This is a genomic window from Natrinema hispanicum (genome assembly GCF_900111485.1).
Classification (GTDB): domain Archaea; phylum Halobacteriota; class Halobacteria; order Halobacteriales; family Natrialbaceae; genus Natrinema; species Natrinema hispanicum_A.
Window position 1 is genome coordinate 1 of record NZ_FOIC01000036.1, and the last position, 19,988, is coordinate 19,988.

At 55.1% G+C, this 19,988-nt stretch carries 17 protein-coding genes and 1 pseudogene; 12 read left to right on the forward strand and 6 right to left on the reverse strand.

From position 1 onward, the window contains the following. Nucleotides 1-790 precede the first annotated feature (790 nt). Complete coding sequence (locus tag BSG09_RS17585; protein WP_092935432.1) at nucleotides 791-1,234, reverse strand: MaoC family dehydratase; 444 nt, start codon at nucleotides 1,232-1,234, stop codon at nucleotides 791-793. A 165-nt stretch (nucleotides 1,235-1,399) separates the two neighbouring features. Here BSG09_RS17585 and BSG09_RS17590 point away from each other — a divergent pair, with 165 nt between their 5' ends. Continuing rightward, entirely contained in the window at nucleotides 1,400-2,263 is an 864-nt protein-coding gene (locus tag BSG09_RS17590) for a ParA family protein (protein ID WP_092935434.1), read from the forward strand. Further along, nucleotides 2,260-2,754 (forward strand): hypothetical protein, encoded by a 495-nt coding sequence (locus BSG09_RS17595; protein ID WP_092935436.1) that lies wholly within the window; start codon nucleotides 2,260-2,262, stop codon nucleotides 2,752-2,754. The genes BSG09_RS17590 and BSG09_RS17595 overlap by 4 nt, the downstream gene beginning before the upstream one ends. A gap of 379 nt (nucleotides 2,755-3,133) precedes the next feature. Here BSG09_RS17595 and BSG09_RS17600 read toward each other — a convergent pair whose 3' ends face one another. After that, entirely contained in the window at nucleotides 3,134-3,484 is a 351-nt protein-coding gene (locus BSG09_RS17600; protein ID WP_092935438.1) for a helix-turn-helix transcriptional regulator, read from the reverse strand. Between the two features lie 261 nt (nucleotides 3,485-3,745). Here BSG09_RS17600 and BSG09_RS17605 point away from each other — a divergent pair, with 261 nt between their 5' ends. Next, nucleotides 3,746-4,720: a deoxyhypusine synthase gene (locus tag BSG09_RS17605; RefSeq protein ID WP_092935440.1), complete on the forward strand. Its 975-nt coding sequence runs from the start codon at nucleotides 3,746-3,748 to the stop codon at nucleotides 4,718-4,720. A 211-nt stretch (nucleotides 4,721-4,931) separates the two neighbouring features. Here BSG09_RS17605 and BSG09_RS17610 read toward each other — a convergent pair whose 3' ends face one another. Beyond that, entirely contained in the window at nucleotides 4,932-5,954 is a 1,023-nt protein-coding gene (locus tag BSG09_RS17610; protein ID WP_092935442.1) for an LLM class flavin-dependent oxidoreductase, read from the reverse strand. A gap of 288 nt (nucleotides 5,955-6,242) precedes the next feature. On the opposite strand from BSG09_RS17610, the gene BSG09_RS17615 reads away from it, so the two are divergent. Then, the gene (locus tag BSG09_RS17615) at nucleotides 6,243-7,430 is read left to right on the forward strand and encodes an MFS transporter (protein ID WP_092935444.1); all 1,188 of its coding nucleotides are present in this window, start codon (nucleotides 6,243-6,245) and stop codon (nucleotides 7,428-7,430) included. 60 nt (nucleotides 7,431-7,490) lie between these two features. After that, nucleotides 7,491-7,919 (forward strand): DUF7575 domain-containing protein, encoded by a 429-nt coding sequence (locus tag BSG09_RS17620; protein ID WP_092935446.1) that lies wholly within the window; start codon nucleotides 7,491-7,493, stop codon nucleotides 7,917-7,919. A gap of 599 nt (nucleotides 7,920-8,518) precedes the next feature. Here BSG09_RS17620 and BSG09_RS17625 read toward each other — a convergent pair. Continuing rightward, nucleotides 8,519-9,118, reverse strand: a complete 600-nt coding sequence (locus tag BSG09_RS17625; RefSeq protein ID WP_092935448.1) for a TetR/AcrR family transcriptional regulator — start codon at nucleotides 9,116-9,118, stop codon at nucleotides 8,519-8,521. A gap of 177 nt (nucleotides 9,119-9,295) precedes the next feature. Between BSG09_RS17625 and BSG09_RS17630 the strand changes: the two genes are divergently transcribed. The 5 genes from BSG09_RS17630 to BSG09_RS17655 all read left to right on the forward strand — a co-directional run bounded on the left by BSG09_RS17630 (nucleotide 9,296) and on the right by BSG09_RS17655 (nucleotide 16,281). Next, on the forward strand, nucleotides 9,296-9,895 hold the full coding sequence (locus BSG09_RS17630) for a TetR/AcrR family transcriptional regulator (protein ID WP_092935450.1): 600 nt from the start codon (nucleotides 9,296-9,298) through the stop codon (nucleotides 9,893-9,895). Further along, entirely contained in the window at nucleotides 9,895-11,376 is a 1,482-nt protein-coding gene (locus BSG09_RS17635) for an MATE family efflux transporter (protein ID WP_092935452.1), read from the forward strand. The genes BSG09_RS17630 and BSG09_RS17635 overlap by 1 nt, the downstream gene beginning before the upstream one ends. Nucleotides 11,377-12,295: 919 nt before the next feature. After that, nucleotides 12,296-13,150 (forward strand): transcription initiation factor IIB, encoded by an 855-nt coding sequence (locus tag BSG09_RS17645; RefSeq protein ID WP_092935456.1) that lies wholly within the window; start codon nucleotides 12,296-12,298, stop codon nucleotides 13,148-13,150. Nucleotides 13,151-13,643: 493 nt separating this feature from the next. Further along, the gene (locus tag BSG09_RS17650; protein WP_254799201.1) at nucleotides 13,644-15,458 is read left to right on the forward strand and encodes an SWIM zinc finger family protein; all 1,815 of its coding nucleotides are present in this window, start codon (nucleotides 13,644-13,646) and stop codon (nucleotides 15,456-15,458) included. Beyond that, nucleotides 15,451-16,281: a hypothetical protein gene (locus BSG09_RS17655; RefSeq protein ID WP_008015454.1), complete on the forward strand. Its 831-nt coding sequence runs from the start codon at nucleotides 15,451-15,453 to the stop codon at nucleotides 16,279-16,281. The genes BSG09_RS17650 and BSG09_RS17655 overlap by 8 nt, the downstream gene beginning before the upstream one ends. Nucleotides 16,282-16,283: 2 nt before the next feature. Here BSG09_RS17655 and BSG09_RS17660 read toward each other — a convergent pair whose 3' ends face one another. Next, nucleotides 16,284-17,435 carry a homing endonuclease associated repeat-containing protein gene (locus BSG09_RS17660; protein ID WP_092935460.1) on the reverse strand — a complete coding sequence of 384 codons (1,152 nt, stop codon included), beginning with the start codon at nucleotides 17,433-17,435 and terminating at the stop codon, nucleotides 16,284-16,286. A 237-nt stretch (nucleotides 17,436-17,672) separates the two neighbouring features. On the opposite strand from BSG09_RS17660, the pseudogene BSG09_RS21770 reads away from it, so the two are divergent. Together BSG09_RS21770 and BSG09_RS21405 are read left to right on the forward strand one after the other, a co-directional pair. Then, a pseudogene (locus BSG09_RS21770) lies at nucleotides 17,673-18,008 on the forward strand (SprT-like domain-containing protein); the annotation flags it as partial. Between the two features lie 81 nt (nucleotides 18,009-18,089). Then, complete coding sequence (locus BSG09_RS21405; RefSeq protein WP_223174771.1) at nucleotides 18,090-18,437, forward strand: hypothetical protein; 348 nt, start codon at nucleotides 18,090-18,092, stop codon at nucleotides 18,435-18,437. Nucleotides 18,438-19,694: 1,257 nt separating this feature from the next. Here the strand turns inward: BSG09_RS21405 and BSG09_RS17670 are convergent. Then, the coding region (locus tag BSG09_RS17670; protein WP_139246259.1) for an IS66 family transposase at nucleotides 19,695-19,988 on the reverse strand (294 nt) is incomplete at its 5' end.

Here is a 19,988-nt window from a genome sequence, read left to right on the forward strand (position 1 = left end):
CTCAGCAGCATCGTTTTTCGTCCAGATTCAACTCTCTCAAGTCGGCTACGAGGAGAAAATAGAGTTTGCGAGGAACACTTATCGACCGATATTGGTAATACCAGAGTCCGAGCTATGATTCCTCTCGTCTCTAATACTGTTATGCATAATATGGCTCCTAATATTACTATTGGGCTTAACTAAAGACCAATGGCTCGTGGCGTTAGGGCTGAACTCTCTCCGGTCATAAGCCAACTTTCAGCACGTGTTTAAGATAATTGACTAGATAGTATGTTCGGTAATACTGTCTAGTATTACTGACTAGCATTACTATCTTGTCTGGCTACATATTCTACACACGTGAATCAAGGCGGAATTCTTGCGATTGAGATGGATCCGCAAGATGGCACTCTCACCAATCACTTCGGTCAGATTCCACGCGCTCAAGTAACGGCAATCTCGAGAACTCGAAGATCGGCGCAAGACAGCGGGCGTGATGGTCGTAGGATACTGGACGCAATGATGGTTGTTGTGTACTGTTCGGACGTTCTCGCACTTCTAGAGACACTGGACGTATTGGAGTGCGTGTTCTAGTTGATCGAGCAAACATGATATACGACAGAAACCTAGGGTGGGGCTACGGAAATGACGGAAGTAAGCTGCTACGTCTTGAAGGGCGTGGCATTCAGCGTGGACTTTTGTTTAACCGATAAGGGGATAGGCGAATACTCTCCATTTACTCGATTGACCACTTTCCCTGCCAGATTCGGCCAGAGAAGGAGTCCAGAGCGGCAGTAGCTGTGGGAGGATATCAGTTCGAAGCAAAGATATTGGTCGCGACCCAGACAAGGACCTCCTCGCCGTCCTGATTGTGTGCGACCGTCTTATTCCGAACATAGCCACGATCATCGCGGCTCTCCGATGGACGCGTTTCGAGAATCTCGTTCGAAACAGTAAGCGTATCGCCCGCCCGAACCGGGTTCTGCCACCGGAGCTCATCCAGGCCAAGCCCACCCATACTCGCAGCTTCATTGAGGAATTCGTCTGCGAGGAGCCGCATGCAGACGCTGGCAGTGTACCAACCGCTCGCGATTACCCCACCAAAGATGGAGTCCCGAGCAGCCTCCTCGTCAACGTGGATCGGCTGCGGATCATACCGTCGTGCGAACTCCATCATCTCATTCTCTGGGACAGTATAACTACCGAGTTCTCGTCGTTGACCTTTCTCCAGGTCCTCGAAATACAGATCTGCCATTTCCGCTGTACAGTTCTCTTTCCCAATAAAAACTTCTCCGTAATAGTGCCAGCATTCAGAAGCGGCTGATTAGTCTGACTAGTAACACTGGTCAGTATTACTGACCAGCAATACTGTCTTGTCTGGCTAGTATTTTTATATGGGGAGACCATCTGCTTAGCGTGTATGATTCCGTATACAGTCTGGTCCGAGGCGGGTGGCGTCGGAAAGACGACGCTTGCGGCTAACCTCATGCGTGCGCACGCGAATCAAGGAACGAAAGTTCTCGGGATCGATATGGATCCGCAGGATGGCGGCCTAACCAATCACTTCGGTCTCGATGATCTGAAAGCTGATAGCGAGGCTGACAATCTCGTGCTCCATATGGTCGACCGACCACGAGGCGATTTTCATGACCTCATCCAGTCGACTGAAGGCGTCGATCTCGTTCCAAGCCACAATAATCTCGGCAACCTTGCTGATCTCCTCGCGACGGCCAAGGAACTCGAGGACCAGACGAGTCTCGAGGGGGAGTTTGAGAAGGAAAAGCAGCTCCGACGGGTCCTCGTCGACGCTGGTGTCCCATCAGAATACGACGTTATCATCATTGACCCACCAGCGTCTGAGGGACAACACCTGTACAACGCGGTTTACGCAACGTCGAACCTTCTCATCCCCTTCGAACCATCTCCGAAAGGCGAACGGAGTGTTCAGGGCCTCCGTGATGTGGTGAGCGGCCTCGAGACTGAACTCGGAGATATCGACGTCGGTGTTCTCGGTGCCGTCCCGAACAAGGTCAAGGGGACGAACGTGAACCAGAAATATCTCAATGCACTCGAGGAGGAGTCGCTACCGATCGCCCCTGTGTCGATTGGCGAGCGTGGATCGATGCTTGGTGATGCGTGGGACAACCAAGTGTCGATCTACGAACTCGCGGAGAACGATGACTACCGCGATCTTCGCGATTACGAAGAACCGACGCTCGAGAAGTTTGACGAGCTAGCCGAATTCATTGCCGATCAATTTGCGACGACAGAGGTCACAGCATGAAATCTGGTGGCCAAAACCCGTTTGCTGACGAGACTGAGCAGAGTGACCAACCAGAGGAACAGGAAGAAGAAGTCAGTACTACTGGCCAGTCAGAGGAACAGGAAAAGGTAGTCAGTAACACTGGTAATACTGATCAGTCTGACCAAGCTGGTGGGCAAAAAGATACAGTCAGTAATACTGGACAGACTGACCAGGTCGATCTGGAAGAAAACCCGGCGCAGTCTGGAAGTAATACCAGTCAGTTTGACCGATCAGACTTACCACGAATAGTTGTTAGAGACTCAGTCAAAGAAGACCGTGATGGGGGTGTGCACCAACTGTTCGTCTACCAGGATACCGAGGATAAAGAGAAACAGGCACGCCGTGATCTTGAGGACCGATTTGACGATGATCTCTACAAGCTCGATGCTCGAGAAGCGATATACCTCGCCGGGATGCAAAATTTAGACGACGCCGAAGATATTCTCCGCGAGTGGGGTATGGACTTCTAACGCTTTCTTTTCCTTAGACCGGCCAATCCGAAAGCTGACTGTGATGTGACTTGAGCATACCGTCATCGTGTCGCAACACCGATGAGGATCCCCCTTGTCAGAAGTGGCGTATCGAAGTTGGCAATCCCGATTACAGCAAGGCAGAATGTGAGGACGCCAGCAGTATCGACTGGACTTGCAACTATTCCTCGAGAGGAAGAAGACCTGACGCCATCGGGAAGTAATACTGGCCAGTTAAACTGATCAGTATTACTCAAAACACTGTTAGGGTCTCTGTCAAAGAAGGCCGTGATGGGGCGTGCATCAACTGTTCGTCTACCAAGATACCGTGGACAAAGAGAAACGGACATGCCTCGATTTCGAGCAGCGATCGTGACTACTACTCCTCGTACGCGAGGTTCATGATCCATTGCGAGAAGGCGTCGCTGTTAGGATCAATCTCTTCCTCGCCGACAAACGGCGAGAGCATATCGCCGGCCATCAGCAGTCTGAAATCGAGGTCTCGTGCGGTCGGCGAGATGAAGTAGGTGTTGTGGCCCTTGTAAACGGTTTCCTCTCGATCGACCAGTTCCTTTTCAACGAGCGATTCGACGATCCGGCTGCCCTTGCGCGAGGAGAATTCCAGTTCCTTCCAGAAATCGCTCTGGTGGATGCCGCCGGACTCGCGGATGAGCTCGAGACCCGCTCGCTCGTCCTCGTTGAGTTCGGCTTCGGCCGTGGAACTGCTCATGATGGCCACCTCGCCATGTGTACTGCTATAAGCAGGAGTGCATCCATACTACATTCAAGACAAGACGATCCGTTAAAAAGTGCTTTTCGTCGACTGTTGATTCGACCGCGGTGCCGTCGTCCTCGAGTCCGCCGCCATCTTGCTGGATAAAATAGCAGTCTGTTCAGGCTGTTGATTATATCCGAGCATGTGGTGAACTGGCTTTGAAGAACAAAGCGATCATTTCGAGCTATTCAAACTGGTCGCGGTCGTATCACCTATATGGATAACGACGAGTCTCACGATCACGTCCTCCCAGGGAGTGACGAGGAACTCGATACGCCGGACGTTCGTGGATACGACTTCCGTGGTGAGTTCGATTTTCACGAGATGCTCGACGCATACGCGACGACGGGTTTCCAAGCGACGCAACTCGCAGAAGCCATCGATATCGCGGAGCGTATGCAGGACGAAGACGCAACGATCTATCTCACGTTCACCTCAAACATCATCTCATCGGGGCTACGTGAGACCGTCGCGTATCTCGTCCGAGAAGGCTACGTCGATGTACTCATTACCACGTCTGGGTCGCTGACCGAGGACGTTATCAAGACGGCGAAACCGTTCAAGATGGGTGAATGGGACGCAGACGAGGAAGCACTCCGGGAACGAGGAATCAATCGGCTAGGGAATATCTTTGTTCCGTCCGACCGATATGTGTGGTTAGAGGAATATCTGTACGACTTCTTTGACGACTTCTTCGCTGAGGAGAAGATCAGAACGCCCACAGAGTTTGCACGGGAACTGGGCGAGACGCTCGACGACGAAGACTCAGTGTTGAAACAAGCTGCGGACAACGATGTGCCGGTGTACTGTCCGGCGCTGACGGACGCTGAGGTGGGCAACTTCCTCTATTATTACCGGCAAGGTTACGATTCGGATGTCGGAATCGAGATCCTTGACGACTATGATTCACTCATCGAAGACGGATTACTGGCCGACAAAACGGGGCTCATTGCAGTCGGTGGAGGCGTACCGAAGCATCACGCGATAATGACGAACCTTTTCCGAGGGGGTGCGGACTATGTGGTCTATATTTCGACAGGAATGGAAGGAGACGGATCACTATCGGGAGCGCCGCCAAATGAGGCCGTCTCTTGGGGTAAAATCAAGGAAGAACGAACGAATTACACACAGATTGAGGTGGAAGCAACTCTCGTCTTCCCGCTACTTGTCGCTAGCGCGTTTCAAAATTAATATCGGATTCGCAAGACCTAACCGAGTGTTCGGACGGTGAGCCTGTCTGGGTTGGTGGGTGCAGTAAACCGCCCATCCTCGTCCCGAAAAATCTCTTTGCGTGGAGTGCTATTGGCATAGGCAGAGGGAATTACGAAAACCGTGGGGTACCCGATCCGGGGTCGTTTACAGGCAGCTGAAGCGAATGCCCCGGGCTTGACCCCGAGGCGATTTATGTGAGTCCGATACCCTCAGCAATCAGTTCGTGCGAACGGAGCGCATCGTTGTGGGTTGCATGGATGTGTTGGATCATCACCTCGTCAACGCCGACACGTTCCGTGAGTTGTTCAAGAAGTGATGAAATCGTCTCCGGGCTCCCGGAAATAGCTCGTGGCCATTCATCAGCAGTGAGTGTTGCGGGCGTCGGCTCTGGAACTCCACCGAGTTCGTCGATAGCCTCTTCAATAGACGGTCTCGTGCCGACAACCCCGCGTTGCATACGCTGATATGACGCCTCCGCCACGGCTCGGAGCCGTGCGGCCTCCTCATCGGTCTCTGCACAGACTGCGTTCACAGCGATCATACCTTGTGGCTTGTCGACACTACCGGCAAGTGACGAAGACTGGAACTGTTCGCGGTACGTCTCGAACGAGTGGGTTGCGAACTGCGGTCGAATGAACGCCGCAAAGCAGTATGGGAGTCCGAGTTCAGCTGCGATCGCAGCGCTTGATGGACTTGACCCGAGCACCCATGGCGTGGGGATGTCCTCGCCTGAATGCGGTATCTGTAGGTCGCTGTAGAGATGTCCGTCGGGGTAGTCGTCATAGAGATGATTGACGACGGCTTCGATCTTCTCTGCATGATCTTCATCGGGATTCTGGACGTGTCGGTCTGTTCCGAGGGCTTGATCTGCCGCAGGCGACCCATTAGCCCGGCCAAGGCCCGCGTCAATACGACCTGGTGCGAGTGAATTGAGTACGCCGAACTGTTCGGCGACTTTGAACGGGCTGTAGTGGTTGAGTAGCACTGCTCCTGATCCGAGTCGAATCGATTCTGTTTCAGCGGCGAGATGTCCGAGCAGCACTTCGGGTGTCGTCCCAGCAATAGTGTCTGCCATGCCATGATGCTCGGCTACCCAGAACCGAGAGTATCCGAGCTTTTCAGCCTGTTGAGCGGCCTCAACGGTGTTTGCGTATGCGTCACTTGCGGTCCCGTCGTTCGGAACGGGAGACAAATCGACAACAGAGAGATCCATACCTTGATTCAGGGATTGCAGGAGTTAACGGTTTGGTTAGTGCTTATCTTTCTCGATGATAATATCGAAGCTGGTGTGGGGATTCTTTAGGCAGAAGTTTCCGAATGAGTCGCTTATACCTCGCTCTTGCGACCTCGATGAGAAGACTTTTGCACTAACTGAGTAATTAGCTTGTATGTCAGCGACACTCCTCATCCTGTTCGAAGAGCCACTAGCGAACAGGTATACTCGATTAAACATGGGGCACACAGATGCTCTGGCCGCGTCCACGTAGATAGCCTCGTCTCTATGAGTGACCGATCCCGACTTTCGCTTGTCGTCTGGAGCGTCCTCGTCTCGCAGGTGTTTCTCTATCCGGGGCTTGATGAAACGGTCTCGGCACTGGGTGGCAGTGAGAGCATTCTCGCCGGAACGTGGTTTCTAGTCGCTGAGTTCGGCGCATTTGTTCTGTGTGCCGTTTTGTGGGGTGTTGCCAGTGATTCTCTCGGGTCTCGAACACCGCTGGTCGTCCTGGGCGCGACGGGCGGTGCTGTAAGTTACCTGGCGGTTGCGCTCGCTCCGCATGTTAGCCTCGGATTCGGTGTTGTGTTGCTATTGCGAGTCGTCGGTGGTGCGTTTACCATTGGTGCGTTCTCGCTGTCGATCACAATGCTAATGGACCTCTCAGGTGGACACGGCCGAAACATGGGTGCAGCAGGGACGGCCATCGGACTCGGTGCGGCACTCGGCTCGGTCGTTGGTGGGCAACTCACCACGGTTGATCCGCTTGCGCCACTATACGGGGGTGCAATACTCCTCGGTGGTTCGGCTGCCCTCGCTGCGACGATTCCCGACGGGAGTGCCAGTGGTGGGCTCCCTGTCGATACAGTCGTCGATCGAGTCCGATCGTACCCGACCTTACTCGTGCCGTTCGCATTCGGATACATTGATCGCTTGACTGCGGGATTCTTTGCGTTAACCGGTGTTGCGTACTTCAGAGACACATTCGATATCGATGCTGCGACAGCAGGGTTCACGCTTGCGTTGTTCTTCGTTCCGTTTGCAGTGTTACAGTATCCAGTCGGATCGCTCTCGGATCGAATCGGGCGATTCCTGCCAGTCGTTGTCGGATCACTACTATATGGAGTGACGATCATCGCCGTCGTACTTTCGCCTACTTACGTGGCCGCAGCAATTCTGATGGTATTCGTCGGTGTCTGTGGGGCGCTTGTCTCACCAACGACAATGGCACTTGTCACTGATATCGTACCGGCGACGGAGCGTGGTGCAGCAATGGGCGGATTCAATGTGTTCGGTAGTCTCGGGATGTTGAGCGGATTTCTCATCGGTGGAACCGTTACAGAGCTGTACGGCTACCTACCGGCATTTCTCGTAGCTGGTGGACTAGAGGTCGCGATTGCAGCGCTCGCGTTTCAGCCCGTTCGGCGGATCACGGGTTCTGACACAAGACTGTCATATGGGGTGGGTGACAATTGAAGATGACTGGCGAATGCCGACAGGAGAAGGCTTATACTTACTAACCGATTAGTTAGGGACATGGCTCAGTCCACATCGCAGAAACGACCGTGGCTCGCGATGCTACTCGCGATGCTCGCTACCGGGCTCGGTCACCTTTATCTTCGGCGGTGGCGTCGCGCGCTCGGATGGCTCGCTGCCTCGTTCGTCGTGACCGCACTGTTCGTCGATCCGACTGCGCTCGACGCGTTTGTGACCGGAAACAGTGGCCTCGAGGAGGCGTTGGTTGTCGCACCGCTGTTCCTCGTTATCGGCCTCAGCACCCTGGACGCGTACCTGCTGGCGCGCTCTCAGCGTGTTCCAAGCGCGGTCGATCCTGCCGCAGCGGAGTCAACTTCCTGTCCTCATTGCGGAAAGGAACTCGATTCCGACCTCGAGTTCTGCCAGTGGTGTACGAAGCCGATCGAAGACGTCGATCAGGAGCGACTCGAGGAAAGAGACGGTCGTTGACATCCTCCTCCGCGTAAACGCGGAGGAATCCCGAGCGGTGGGAGTTTCAGGTTTGCAACCATGGACGCCGCCACTTCACGGGAGTTCGCGTCTAACCCAGCCATCGTGGCCGGTGGCTGACAGGCGTTCACGAGAACGGAGTTCTCGTGCAGCCCATCAGAAATCTTCGATTTCTGAGGACGGTGCCAAACCGCCGTTACTCCTATCCTCAGCGTCGTTGACTCCCAACTGTTGTTTTTGCCAGCAGAGAGTTGTTGACGCGTTAACAGACTTGGAGTTATCGTCGGGCTTGCTCAAGCTGACGGGCACAGGGACGAACCCTTCGAGGATTCGCGTTCACCACGTCGGCGTTTCGAATACTGTCTCATTGGGTTGGCGGGTAGACCGCCTCCGAAGGTCGTTCGAAATCCGCTCCGTTCCGACCTGACCTTGCCACTTTGTACGGATTCCTCTCACTTGAGAGTACGGATTGGAAACTCGGGCTCTGCAGTTGTCAGTGGAACGTGTCACTAAGTGACGGCGCGTATCCACGGCCTGAAGGCTATGGTATTGCGCCTGTTCAGCGTATAACAATCGTTCTACGGACTTATGACTGGTACTCAGTCGTCAGCGACTAGAGCGGCGGTCACGTACTCTGCTGCGGTTTGTCTCGCTGTCTCGAGCGAATCTTCTTCGTCGAACACAACCGCTCGTGTCCGCGCGCCATCGACGATTATCATGAGTGCCTGGGCCACGTGGTCGGTGTCGACATCGTCGAACACGCCTGTCTTGATCCCTTGGTCGATCACCGTGCGGAGCAGGTACTGAACGTACTCGTCGTTTTGCTGAAACCGCTCGCGGAATTGGTCGTTGTACGGCACTTGACTCCGCATCTCTAGTATAGCGACGAGAAGGTCTTGATGGTCCCTGGGATCGACGAGCAGTTTGTCGAGTAGCAACTCGAGTCGCTGCTCGGGATCTGTCGTCTCGACCTCGTGAACCGTGTCCTTGAACTGATCGAGAATAAAATCCAAAAATGCTGTCAGCAGATCGTCCTTCGTGTCGTAGTGGTAGTGGATCGCAGCGGTTGACTTCCCGTATTCATCGGCGATACGCTTGATCGTGAGATCGGCGTATCCGTGCTCACGAAGTGCGCGGTACGTCGCGCGCATGATCTCTTCGTGTGGGTCGGGGTCGGCCTCTGTCGGCGTATCGGCCATCGTACGAGTACTGATGTGGGCCGCAAATAATAGTTTTGACCCACTCGTCAGATAGTATCGCTTCGTACGGGTGTCGATGTAGACGTCTACATGGATGAAAACCGGTGACCTCTCTTGAGAGCGTTGTGTTCCAAACCCTTTTGACTAATCGGTTAGTAAGTACATGTGCTTCCCGACATGGACGATGATACAGCTACTGAAATTCTCGAGGCGACGTCTCGGGCACTCTGCAAGCACGGATACGCCGATCTCACTCTCACAGATATCGCTGACGAGGCAGACCGGAGTAAAGCAGCCATCCACTACTACTACGACAGCAAAGAGAACCTCTTCCTCGAGTTTCTCGACTTTCTGTACGAACGATACACTGCGCAGCTTCCCGCAGTCGACGGTGGCACGCCGCGTGACCAACTCTATACGCTCCTCGAAACGGCTCTCACTGACGAAGAAGCTGCGCCTGCCCAAGAGTACCAAACCGCGCTACTCGAAGTGACAGCGCAAGCGCCGTACAACGACGCGATCCAGACGCGACTCGTCAGCTTCGATGATCTGCTCTTCGAACGGGCGCGGGAGATCATCACGGCTGGTGTTGAGATAGGCGAGTTCAATGAAACGGTTGAGCCAGCCGTCGCTGCCGAGTTCCTTATGACGGCTATCACGGGAGCACATACGCGGCGTGTAGCTATCGATCAACCATCCGAGCGATCCTATGAGGCGATCACACAGTACGCTGAGAGACACTTTCTCGCAGACGGGCTATCGGAGGCGACCCATTAATGGGAGTTCGAAGTCGCATTCGATCTTTGTTCAAGGGACCCGAGGAGTTCGATCTCACCGCGGGTAGCATCGGCAAGCCCCTCTTTTTCTTGTCGATGCCGATCGTCGTGACGAACCTCTTCCAGACCGCTTACAACCTCGCGGATACCTTCTGGCTCGGCCAGTACAGCACGGATGCCCTGGCAGCGATCAGCTTCGCGTTCCCGATGGTCTTCCTGCTCATCTCACTCGGGATGGGAATCTCCGTCGCCGGCAGCGTCCTCGTCGCACAGTTTACCGGTGCAGACGAAGAACGCGAAGCTGAGTACGCCGCCTCGCAGACGGTGACGTTCGCCGCTATCGCCGCAGTCATCCTCGGCGGCGTCGGCTATGTCGGCGTCGACACCTTCCTCGGCCTGCTGGGCGCCTCGCAGGATGTGCTGCCGCTGGCGACCAACTACATGGAAGTCATCTCGCTCGGCCTGTTGTTTATGTTCGGATTCGCTGTATTCATCGCACTCATGCGGGGATACGGCGACACGATTACACCGATGCTCGTCATGTTCGGATCGGTAGTGCTCAACATTATCATCGATCCGTTCTTGATCTTTGGATGGACAATTGTCGAGAACGCCCCGCTCGTCGGCACGCTCTCCTTTCCAGAACTCGGCATTCAGGGCGCGGCTATCGCCACCGTGTTCTCGCGTGCACTCGCACTGGTCGTTGGTCTAGCAATCATGTTCCGCGGGGACCGCGGTGTCCAAATTAACCTCCATGATATGGTCCCTGATCTCTCGTATCTCCGCCGCCTCGTTCGCATCGGCTTGCCGGCATCCATCGAAGGGACTGGACGAGCGGTCTCGATGAACCTGCTGTTGGTCATCGTTGCGATGTTCCCGGATACAGTCGTGGCTGCGTACGGCATCGGGACGCGTGTCTTCTCGGTTGCCTTTCTCCCTGCTCTCGCCGTCGCCCGTGGCGTGGAAACGATGACCGGTCAGAATATAGGGGCTGATAAACCAGACCGAGCAGAACAAGCGGCAGGGCTGGCCGCGAAAGTACTCTTTGGGGTCCTTACGGTCGCAGGAATCGCCGCCTTCCTGTTCCCAGAACCTATCGTCTCGGCGTTCGTCGGTGCTGACCAAGCGAACGCCGCTCAGGTGGTCGATATCGGTGCAGAGTTCATCCGATACGTCGCGCTGACGTTCGGGTTCATGGGCATTATGCGGGCGTACACGGGTAGTTTCCGTGGTGCCGGAAAGACGCTCACTGCAGCGGCGATCTCGGTGCTGACGCTTGGTGTTGTTCGCTTTCCGATCGCGTGGCTCACTGCGGGCCCGCTCGGTGAAAGTGGTATCTGGCTGTCGTTCGCCATCTCGAACATTGCAGGAGCAACCATCGCCTACGCATGGTATCGACGTGGCACGTGGCGCGAAAGTAATCTAACCGAATCCAGAGTCGATATTGATGAAACAAGTGTCGAGGTGGCAGGCAATGACTGATCCAGTGCCACTCTCCTCGTCACAAATCGACCGTCAGTTAGAGTCAGTGCTCAGTGACACAGAAGAAGCCGGACTCCCACTTGTTCGTGAAGTTCTACAGGAACCCCGCGACAGATGGTACGGCCAATTGGTGGGACACGCATACGCCTCGCTGACAGACACTCAAGATCCTGAAATCGTGTTACCAGCTGCAACAGGAGTCGAATTACTCCGCGGATACGTCCGCCTTCGGAATCGATTATTCGTCACGCTCTCCGGGAAAGGGATCCACTCACTCACGTTAGAACCGGCACCGGCGCTGCTCGCTGGTGACTACCTGTATACGGCCGCATTCACTTCACTCCGCTCGATACCCGACGTTCCGTCCAGTGACTGTTTCGAAGTACTGACGACGGTTCTCGGAACCATCACAGAAGCATTTACTCGTGTCTACACATCGGCCGAATCGGCGAGTTACGATCCAGCGACGTTTTTGGATGAGACGGCAGGGAGTCTCGGTAAAGGCGCTGCCGTTTTGGGAGCAACGCTCGCTGGCGTCGATGACTTGCATCGCCGGCACTTCGCGCGGTTCGGATCCGGACTCAGCACCGTCCGACAGGTTGACCGCGTTCTCGAAGTAAATCCGAAGGAAGCGATGGTTGTCCTCCCAATGGTGGACGAGTCACAACTCCGGATACACGCCCAACGGCGGCAAGATGACGCTGACCGAGCTCTTGACGCACTATCGAAGACTACTGACGTGACAGGTTTGACATCATTCACTGAGTCGAAAGAGAACAGAGCTAACCCAGGTGGGTATAATGAAACATTCGATTAGCATACTGGACATCTGGTTGATTCAAACAGCACACTCAGGAATCGAATTTGAACGGTCCTCAACACAATACAGAAATATTATGTTGTCTACTGAACTCCATATATGACAAAGGAATCTCAAGAAGTTGCCCTCGAGTATCTAACGTCAATCGATCAGAGCCTCCACTTGGATGAGAGCGTTCACCAGTACGGAGAACTCCTCATTTCAGAACTTACGTCACAAGGAATACAAATCTATTTTCCTGCCAATACTGCTGCAGCCTGCTACCTGCTTACTTGTCGTTTGCGAGAGATTCCAGTTCGTGTGACCAAGATAGCCAACATCTCCCCTGCTACGAAAGCAGACATCCTCAACGAAATGCAGCGGGTAGCAGACGCGCTTGATCTCGGAATACCGAATGATGATCCGGCGGTAATCCTGGAAGAGGTATGTCGAGACCTAACTCTCTCTCCCGACATCGAAACTCGCGCGCAACGTGTTGCCGAATTAGGTGATGAGGAGGGGGTTACTAGTGGAGTGTCTCCGTATACGTACGCGGCAGCAGCGCTCTACATCGCCAATTCAGCTGCCGACACCGACCTCTCTCAAGCCGACATTGCCAAACAGTTTGACGTATCAACAGCTACACTCCGAGACAGGCGTGATGACCTGCTTGAAGCAATTGGGAGTCGTCTTTTTGAACTTCACTTTCCGACAGCACCGCCCGAAGCTGTCTCATTCGTTGACGACCTGCTCCAACACGCACAGACCGCACAATGGGCAAAAAACAAGCGGCATATGGGAATTCTGGCTGGTGCATGGTTGTATGCGGCGAACAAATATCAGATCGAAATTGACACAGCAGAGCTTGCGTCTATGACTGGAGTAAGTGTATCAACAATTCGAGCCCGTTATGAGGACTTGGTCAATCATACCAGCACTACTGGCAGAGGTAATACCGACCGAAGTCAAATTTAGATGTCAGTAATTGGTTGTGTATAGATAGGGATCAGCAGAGATACTCATAGACACCCCATCCCGATAGATCGTAACACGATCATGGCCACTCCAGTTGATCCTCTGGTCGCTCACACATAACGCTGAGACGTGGATTCTGGGCTATCGCTTCTTGATGTCACGCGAGATTACGATCTGCTGTGAAGAGCGAGATGCGGTGCGAAGAACAGATAAGTAAATTCCTACATGAGGGTGTACAAAGGGAGCGTATGACCCTCTACAGGTTCAGAGTCCTGCTGTTGACCTCGGTGACGGTTGGGAGCACCACATCAAAATTGAAGAGATCCGGGAGGGCACGCCCGATGACGATCCGGTTGTCGTCGAGAAACAGGGTGAGGCACCGCCGCAGTATCCCAGGCGAGATCGGTGACGATGTCACGCGATGTTGTTCCATCACCGAGTGCGATCAACAAGACACATTTCCAAGAACAAATACTATCCACGCATCAAGAGCATGAGTAACGAGCGATGGCCACCCATCACAGAAGCAACAATCAGAGACCTTGCCAGGTCCAGCTCTTACGACCGCGGCCAGGCCTACTACGACCGCAGCGCAGTCGGTGAGATGGTTCGCCGTGGGGAGACAGTCCGTGCCGATGTCGAGGGGAGCCAGTACCAGCCTTACACGGTCACGATCGAGTTCGACGATGCTGGCGTTGCGCGCACAGGGTGTACCTGTCCGTACGACCATGGCGGTATCTGCAAACACCGTGTGGCGGTTCTTCTGATATGTCTCCGCGACCCTGAGCGTGTCACCGACAGCTCACCTGTCTCGGAGTTGCTTGAGGGGGCGAGTCGTGAACGTCTCGAGGAGTTACTCGTCGAACTCTCCGAGGACCGCCCGGGGATTGCCGAGTGGATTGAACTCCGCCTCACGCCCACGGACGCGGCTGCTTCTGACACCACCGTATCAGTGAATATCGATTCTATCCGCAAGCGGGCGAAGCACGCACTGCCAAAGCCGGGTCAGCGAGGACACAAAGATGCCTATGCAGAGGCGGAGCGGATGGCGTCAGAGCTGGACGAATTGATTGATCAGGCACAGCAGGCACTGGACGCCGGCGATGGAGAGATAGCAGTGGAGATTCTCGAGGCGGTCTCGGACGTGCTCGCGACCAACCGTTGGTCTGGACTGCTCCCGTACGACGTCACCGAACTCTACGAGACACTGGGAACATTGGGTGAAACATTCGCAGAAGCGATGCTCGTGGTCGAGTTGAGTGAGAGTGAGCGTGAACAGTGGGAACAGCGCCTCACCAAGTGGGACGAGGAGATACGACGCTTTACCGGTAGACCGACGCTTGCTGTCGCCGCCGACGCAGCACGGGAAGGGTGGGACGACGATCTGCTCCAGCGGGCCCTTGACGGCTCTCTCACTGACGGGGAACTCGACGTCGACGAACCGGAGTTCGTCGCCGGTCTGACCACGGTACGTCTCTTCGCTCTCGAACGGCAGGGACGTACTGATGAGTATCTCAATCTGGCCAGGGCAGCAGGCAAGACCCAGAACTATACCGAAATGCTGGCACGAGAGGGAGAGATACAGGCATCTGTCGACTGCGCGACCGAGAACCTCTCGACGCCGCGGTCGCTGCTGGATATTGCAAAAACACTGCGTGACACTGACAACCCGATGGCTGCACTGGACGTTGCCGAACACGGACTAACTGTTGACGGCTTACGGAAAGACAGGTTAGCAGAGTGGCTCCGGGATCGGGCCGCGAGCCTAGGCGAGGAGGATCTCGCGCTCCGGGCTGCGATTGTTGCCTTCGAAGAGAGTCCATCGCCGAGTACGTATCAGGCTGTGGAGGAACTCGCAGGCGACGAGTGGGAGTCCGTTCGGAGTGAACTCTTGGAGTCACTTCGCGAGCAGACTCCAGCGTCGGGACACGCAGCTGAAGTATTCCTCAAGGAAGGCCTGTACGATGACGCCGTCGAAGTTGCTGAGCGCTCCGGCAGATCTCGGGTGGTCAAAACTGTCGTCGAAGAAGTCAGGGAGCATCGTCCCCAATGGGTAATCCGGACGTGTAAATCGAACGCCGAACCGATCGTCGAGCAGGGGAAACACGACAGCTACGAGACAGCTGTCCGCTGGCTCAGATACGCGGGCGAAGCAGCCCGGGAAGCCGACGAACTCGATGAGTGGCGCGAGTACGTCGAGACGATGCGTGACGAACACTACCGGAAGTACAAGCTGCGACCAATGCTGGACGACCTGCTGGAAGCGTTTCAGTCCCCGGTCGATAGCGAGGTGAGTTCGGATGGCTGAAATGGGGTTGACACCGACAGACCGATGGCATCTGCTCGGCCGACATGCCTGTCATCATCTCGGCTCGACAGAGATTATCGAAACGAGAACCTTCGACGAATTAGCCTTGACACATCCGGAGTGGGGGACTCTTGGTGTCCCCGGCGACGTTAGTGGTCCAGACGCGAAGTGGTGTAGCAACTGCAAGGACACGATCGAGCAAATGCGCTCTAGACGGTACGATGTTATCGTCTCCCTGAAGCGACAAGTACCGTATCGTGACGTCTCGTGGACGACGGTTGACTCGAACGACGATTGTGCTTGGTGTGGCAAGGCCAGCAGTGCGACGCAGTACAACGACGATCTCGACGAAAGGGTCTGTCCAGCCTGTGCCCGGAAGTACAACAGCCCCAGCATCGAGGTACGCACCCCGCCAGAAACAGACCGCCGGCAGGAAACGCCGAACAGTGAAGTCGACCCGATCCGGTGTACGCACTCCTCGGGCGAGGCAGGGTCATCGGACCGCGAACAGGCACGTCAGCGCGCTGCCGAGGAAGGACGGCCATATGTCGAAGTGAAGGTGAAACAGAAATACGCCGACGTTGTCTGCGATATTGGGGGAACTGGCCATCGATTTACCCCAACAGCGGTCAGAGAGATTGAGGCTCTCCAGGCCGAACAACAAGAAAAAGCCGACACTGACCAGGATCACAAATCACACGTCGGGACCGACATCCATCCGGCTGGGACACACGTTCAGACGAGGTCGCTGTTGCCTGATGAGGCGAAACGGCACGCAGCCGACCTTGCCGCGATCGCTGCTGATCCAGAAAACTGGCAGTGAACTTACTGTGTCATGTCTGCTGCCGTCTCGTCGCTGTCGGGATCGTACCGGCGCAGCTGGTGGGTTGTCGGTTCGAATCCCGCTGCACGGAGTGCCTCAACCCACGAACCGAACCGCTGTTTGTATGGCGACGGTGAATAACGTCCGAGTTCGGTCATCTGTCTGACCGTCGGCGGACGGTCGACGACATTACCGAGTCGCCGTAGTTCGGTGATCAGTTCTTCTCTGGAGAAGAGGTCCTCCGACGTCCCAATAAACGGGGAGAATCCAGCCCGCTTGATGGCGTTGTTCCACGAGTCGAACCGATTGACGTACGCGTGCACTGAATACTGGCCGTGTTCGTTCATCTGCTCGGCGGTGGGCCGTCCGCCGACCTGATCTGCGAGCCTGTCGATTTCCTCCAGCAGTTCGGAGGCTGGAATGCGCTGTTCGGATGCGTCGGGGCTCGATGCAGCGGGCGTGTATCCCGCGGCACGTATCGCGTCGTTCCACGAGTCGAACCGCCGGAAATACACCGAAGCTGTGTACTTTCCATGCTCTCTCATCTCTCTGGTTGTCGGTGATCGGCCGAACTCCTTGGCAAGCCGTTCGAGTTCGTCGAGCAGTTCTGCCTTGGTGTACTCGTTACCCGTCCTTGGTGGCTTGTATCCCGCAGCACGTAGCGCATCGCTCCACGATCCGAACAGATCGTGACAGGTTCGCGCCGAGTAGGCACCCTCTTCGTCCATCTGATCGGCTGTCGGTGGCGTTCCGTCTGTCGCCAGCCGGCTAATCTCCTTGATTACGTCCGCCTGGCTAATCGTATCGGGCTCTTGCCTTTCGATCCCGGCTGCGTCGAGCGCGGATTCGAGATCATCGAACTTTGAGTATACTTGCGAGAGTGGATATTGACCGTGTTCCCGGATCGCCTCCGCCCAAGAAGACGGGTTTCCGACGATGTCCTGAATTCGTTGCAAGTCTTCGATTACGTTGGCACGGGTCGTCGCTGTGGCGTCAAGACCAGCTGCCTCGAGCGTTTCGTCCCATGCATCGAAATAGTGATAATATGCCTGGGCGGAATATCGGCCGTGTTCGTGCATGTCTTCTGTCGTCGGTGATCTCCCCAACTCTTCCGCAAGTTCTCGAAGATGCTGGACGAGTTCTGTGCGGCCCATGTGCCTGTCATGTGTTTAAAATACCAAAAACCTGTTTCAATTATCATACTCGGCAGTGTGGTAGATCTCTGAGTTTGTCAGTACCTGCGTGTCGGCGATCCTGATGTTGTCGAGAACCCGGACCAATCCCACCACAATACGGCGATCTTGATGATTACGTTGACTCATCAGTGCTACACCGGCTGCGAACCACTGAGAGATCGAGACTTCTTTGTCTCACGTCAGAACATGGAACGTATGGTGACTGCGGGCAAGCTTGGAGATTCGCACGCCCTTTCTCAGCGGGCACGGGCGTATGCGAACGAGGTTATTTTCGGTACTGAGTGGCCATTGACGCCAGACCACATTGACCTCTCTCGTGTAACCTTTGAGACCAGTACACGAATGACGCGACGGCACGGGGTCTGTTCATCGGACGGACGTGGCAACTGTACAATTCGTCTGTCCGCACAGACCCACGACAGGGCGGGATTCGAAGCCCTACAGGAGACGATTCGCCACGAACTCGTTCACGCCTACCAGCAGCAGACTACCGGTGTTGATACCGGTCATGGCGAATCGTTCAAGCAATGGGTGGAGCCGTTAGCTCTCTCTGGGCGGTGCACCACTCACTACGAGAAACAACCCGAGGACTACAAATATCGCTTCTACTGCATGGATGGGTGTGGATTTATCGGCGGTCGCCACCGCTGGAGTACTGCCGTGGCCCGTGCGATCGAGGGAACGCAAGTTTGTGGCACTTGCGACGCTCAACTCCATGTCGAAGGCCCCAGCGGTGTCCTTGACGAGGTTCCTGAATGGCGCGATGACACCTCATTCGATGAAGCCGACCTTCGGTACCGGTTCTACTGCGAGAACTGTGGTCTCATTGGCGGCCGCCGACAGATGTGCAAGACCGTCCGCCGGGTTGTCCACGGTGCCACTATCTGTGAACACTGTGACTCGTTGGAAATCGAAACGCGTGATGAAAGTGGGAACATCATCACACCCAATGACCTCTAGCCTGTTGACGGATCAGTTGACGTCGATTGAGGATGTTGAGAGGTGTTAACTAACTCTTCGCGTCTTACAGTAGTGTATGTTCATCCGCGATTCAGAGGGGGTCTGGCATCATGAGGAGTGCAGTCTGGTGACATTGTCCATTGAGAACAACCGTAATCGGTGTGCAGATTTGGATCCAGAGATGCCAGGTAAATGGTGTGATCACTGCCTACCTGATCCAACAGCTCGCTGAAATTTCGTGTCGTCGGATTTGGTGAAGGGCGGCGTTTGAACTCGACCATCATCTCAGACGGAACGGTTCATGGCTTCTCACTGTCGACCCTCAACTCGGTTTCGTAGGATTCGCTCTCAGAGGGCGCTCTTCACATCGGCTGGGCGTTCGCAGACGCCCACACCTCGCTTACGGACCGTTCCCACCATGGGCTGGGACCGTTCGCTGAGAGCCTCTCTGTTGTCGATCAATTGTGCGATCGACTCGAGACGGTCTATGGAGTGTCCGCGAGCACAACCGCACGCGACACCTCTTGCGTACTGATCAGGACGGCGACAGCGAGCAGCTCAGACTTGAGGCGCATTCCCTCGCGGCGTGTCCGGTACTCTAACGACGTGGTGGTACTCGTGAACCTCAAGAACGACCGCGTCGGAGTGACGAAAGGTCCTGACGCAAGTCGCTCGTGGCGGACTTCCTATCCGGTTGCCGCCTCCCGGCGTGTCGAGGGATGCTTAGATAGATGCCGGTAACGATCCCTACGGGAAGCCCGATCTCGAAGGAGCGACTCGGGGCCGCGATGACGGACGAGTAGGTCGACTCGGGGAAACTCGATTCAATTTTTCTTTCTGTTCGACCGTGAGAACGTGTTTAACGTTTGTTTTCGTGCGATTCATGTCTAGAAAAATTGAACGGGTGGTGTTGCGAAGATAGGAAATAATGCACAGATCTGACGGCGATCACTCGCAGGACTAATACTGTCGGACAGAAGTCAATACGAAGTCGGTCGCGAATTCGCGGCCGTCTCCACCGGTGACGGCCGCAGTAGAGCGACCGATCTTCACGTAGTTCTGTCCGACAGTATAAGTAGTCTCGCGTACCCCTGCTCACAAGTGGATAGTCCGATTCTGTCAGAACAATGGGAGAATTTGTTTCCGTTAGCAGCAAATGGACTTCGTTTGTTCCAATCAAATTGCGCTGAATCAGTTGATCAGTAGATGTGCGGTAGTTGGATAGCGTGACCAGGATTCACCGGCCAGTGATGCCTCTCATCCTAATCTGAGTTCTTGTCCACCGAGGATGGACTGGAGCTGTTCAGGCGGATCAAGTCCTCGTCGTTTCCACGTGGCTAACATGGTCGTGATCGTCTCGTGAATCTGGACCCCTTCGGCTGAGCGGAGGGTCCGGAACATCTTCCGCAGCACAACTTGCTCGCGCAGAGCGCGCTCTGCGCGATTATTCGTCGACTCGACGTCTGGCTCTGTAACGAACGTCAGCCAGTGCCCTAACCCGTTCCTGATCTTCTCGATCAGCTTCTTGACCTCCTGTGCCTCGTAGTCTTC

Coding starts and splice junctions, on each gene's coding strand:
- BSG09_RS17590 (WP_092935434.1), top strand. CDS start 1,400: ATGATTCCGTATACAGTCTGGTCCGAGGCGGGTGGCGTCGGAAAGACG.
- BSG09_RS17630 (WP_092935450.1), top strand. CDS start 9,296: ATGGACGATGATACAGCTACTGAAATTCTCGAGGCGACGTCTCGGGCA.
- BSG09_RS17615 (WP_092935444.1), top strand. CDS start 6,243: ATGAGTGACCGATCCCGACTTTCGCTTGTCGTCTGGAGCGTCCTCGTC.
- BSG09_RS17660 (WP_092935460.1), bottom strand. CDS start 17,435: ATGGGCCGCACAGAACTCGTCCAGCATCTTCGAGAACTTGCGGAAGAG.
- BSG09_RS17635 (WP_092935452.1), top strand. CDS start 9,895: ATGGGAGTTCGAAGTCGCATTCGATCTTTGTTCAAGGGACCCGAGGAG.
- BSG09_RS17650 (WP_254799201.1), top strand. CDS start 13,644: ATGAGTAACGAGCGATGGCCACCCATCACAGAAGCAACAATCAGAGAC.
- BSG09_RS17605 (WP_092935440.1), top strand. CDS start 3,746: ATGGATAACGACGAGTCTCACGATCACGTCCTCCCAGGGAGTGACGAG.
- BSG09_RS17645 (WP_092935456.1), top strand. CDS start 12,296: ATGACAAAGGAATCTCAAGAAGTTGCCCTCGAGTATCTAACGTCAATC.
- BSG09_RS21405 (WP_223174771.1), top strand. CDS start 18,090: ATGGATGGGTGTGGATTTATCGGCGGTCGCCACCGCTGGAGTACTGCC.
- BSG09_RS17595 (WP_092935436.1), top strand. CDS start 2,260: ATGAAATCTGGTGGCCAAAACCCGTTTGCTGACGAGACTGAGCAGAGT.
- BSG09_RS17620 (WP_092935446.1), top strand. CDS start 7,491: ATGGCTCAGTCCACATCGCAGAAACGACCGTGGCTCGCGATGCTACTC.
- BSG09_RS17610 (WP_092935442.1), bottom strand. CDS start 5,954: ATGGATCTCTCTGTTGTCGATTTGTCTCCCGTTCCGAACGACGGGACC.
- BSG09_RS17585 (WP_092935432.1), bottom strand. CDS start 1,234: ATGGCAGATCTGTATTTCGAGGACCTGGAGAAAGGTCAACGACGAGAA.
- BSG09_RS17600 (WP_092935438.1), bottom strand. CDS start 3,484: ATGAGCAGTTCCACGGCCGAAGCCGAACTCAACGAGGACGAGCGAGCG.
- BSG09_RS17655 (WP_008015454.1), top strand. CDS start 15,451: ATGGCTGAAATGGGGTTGACACCGACAGACCGATGGCATCTGCTCGGC.
- BSG09_RS17625 (WP_092935448.1), bottom strand. CDS start 9,118: ATGGCCGATACGCCGACAGAGGCCGACCCCGACCCACACGAAGAGATC.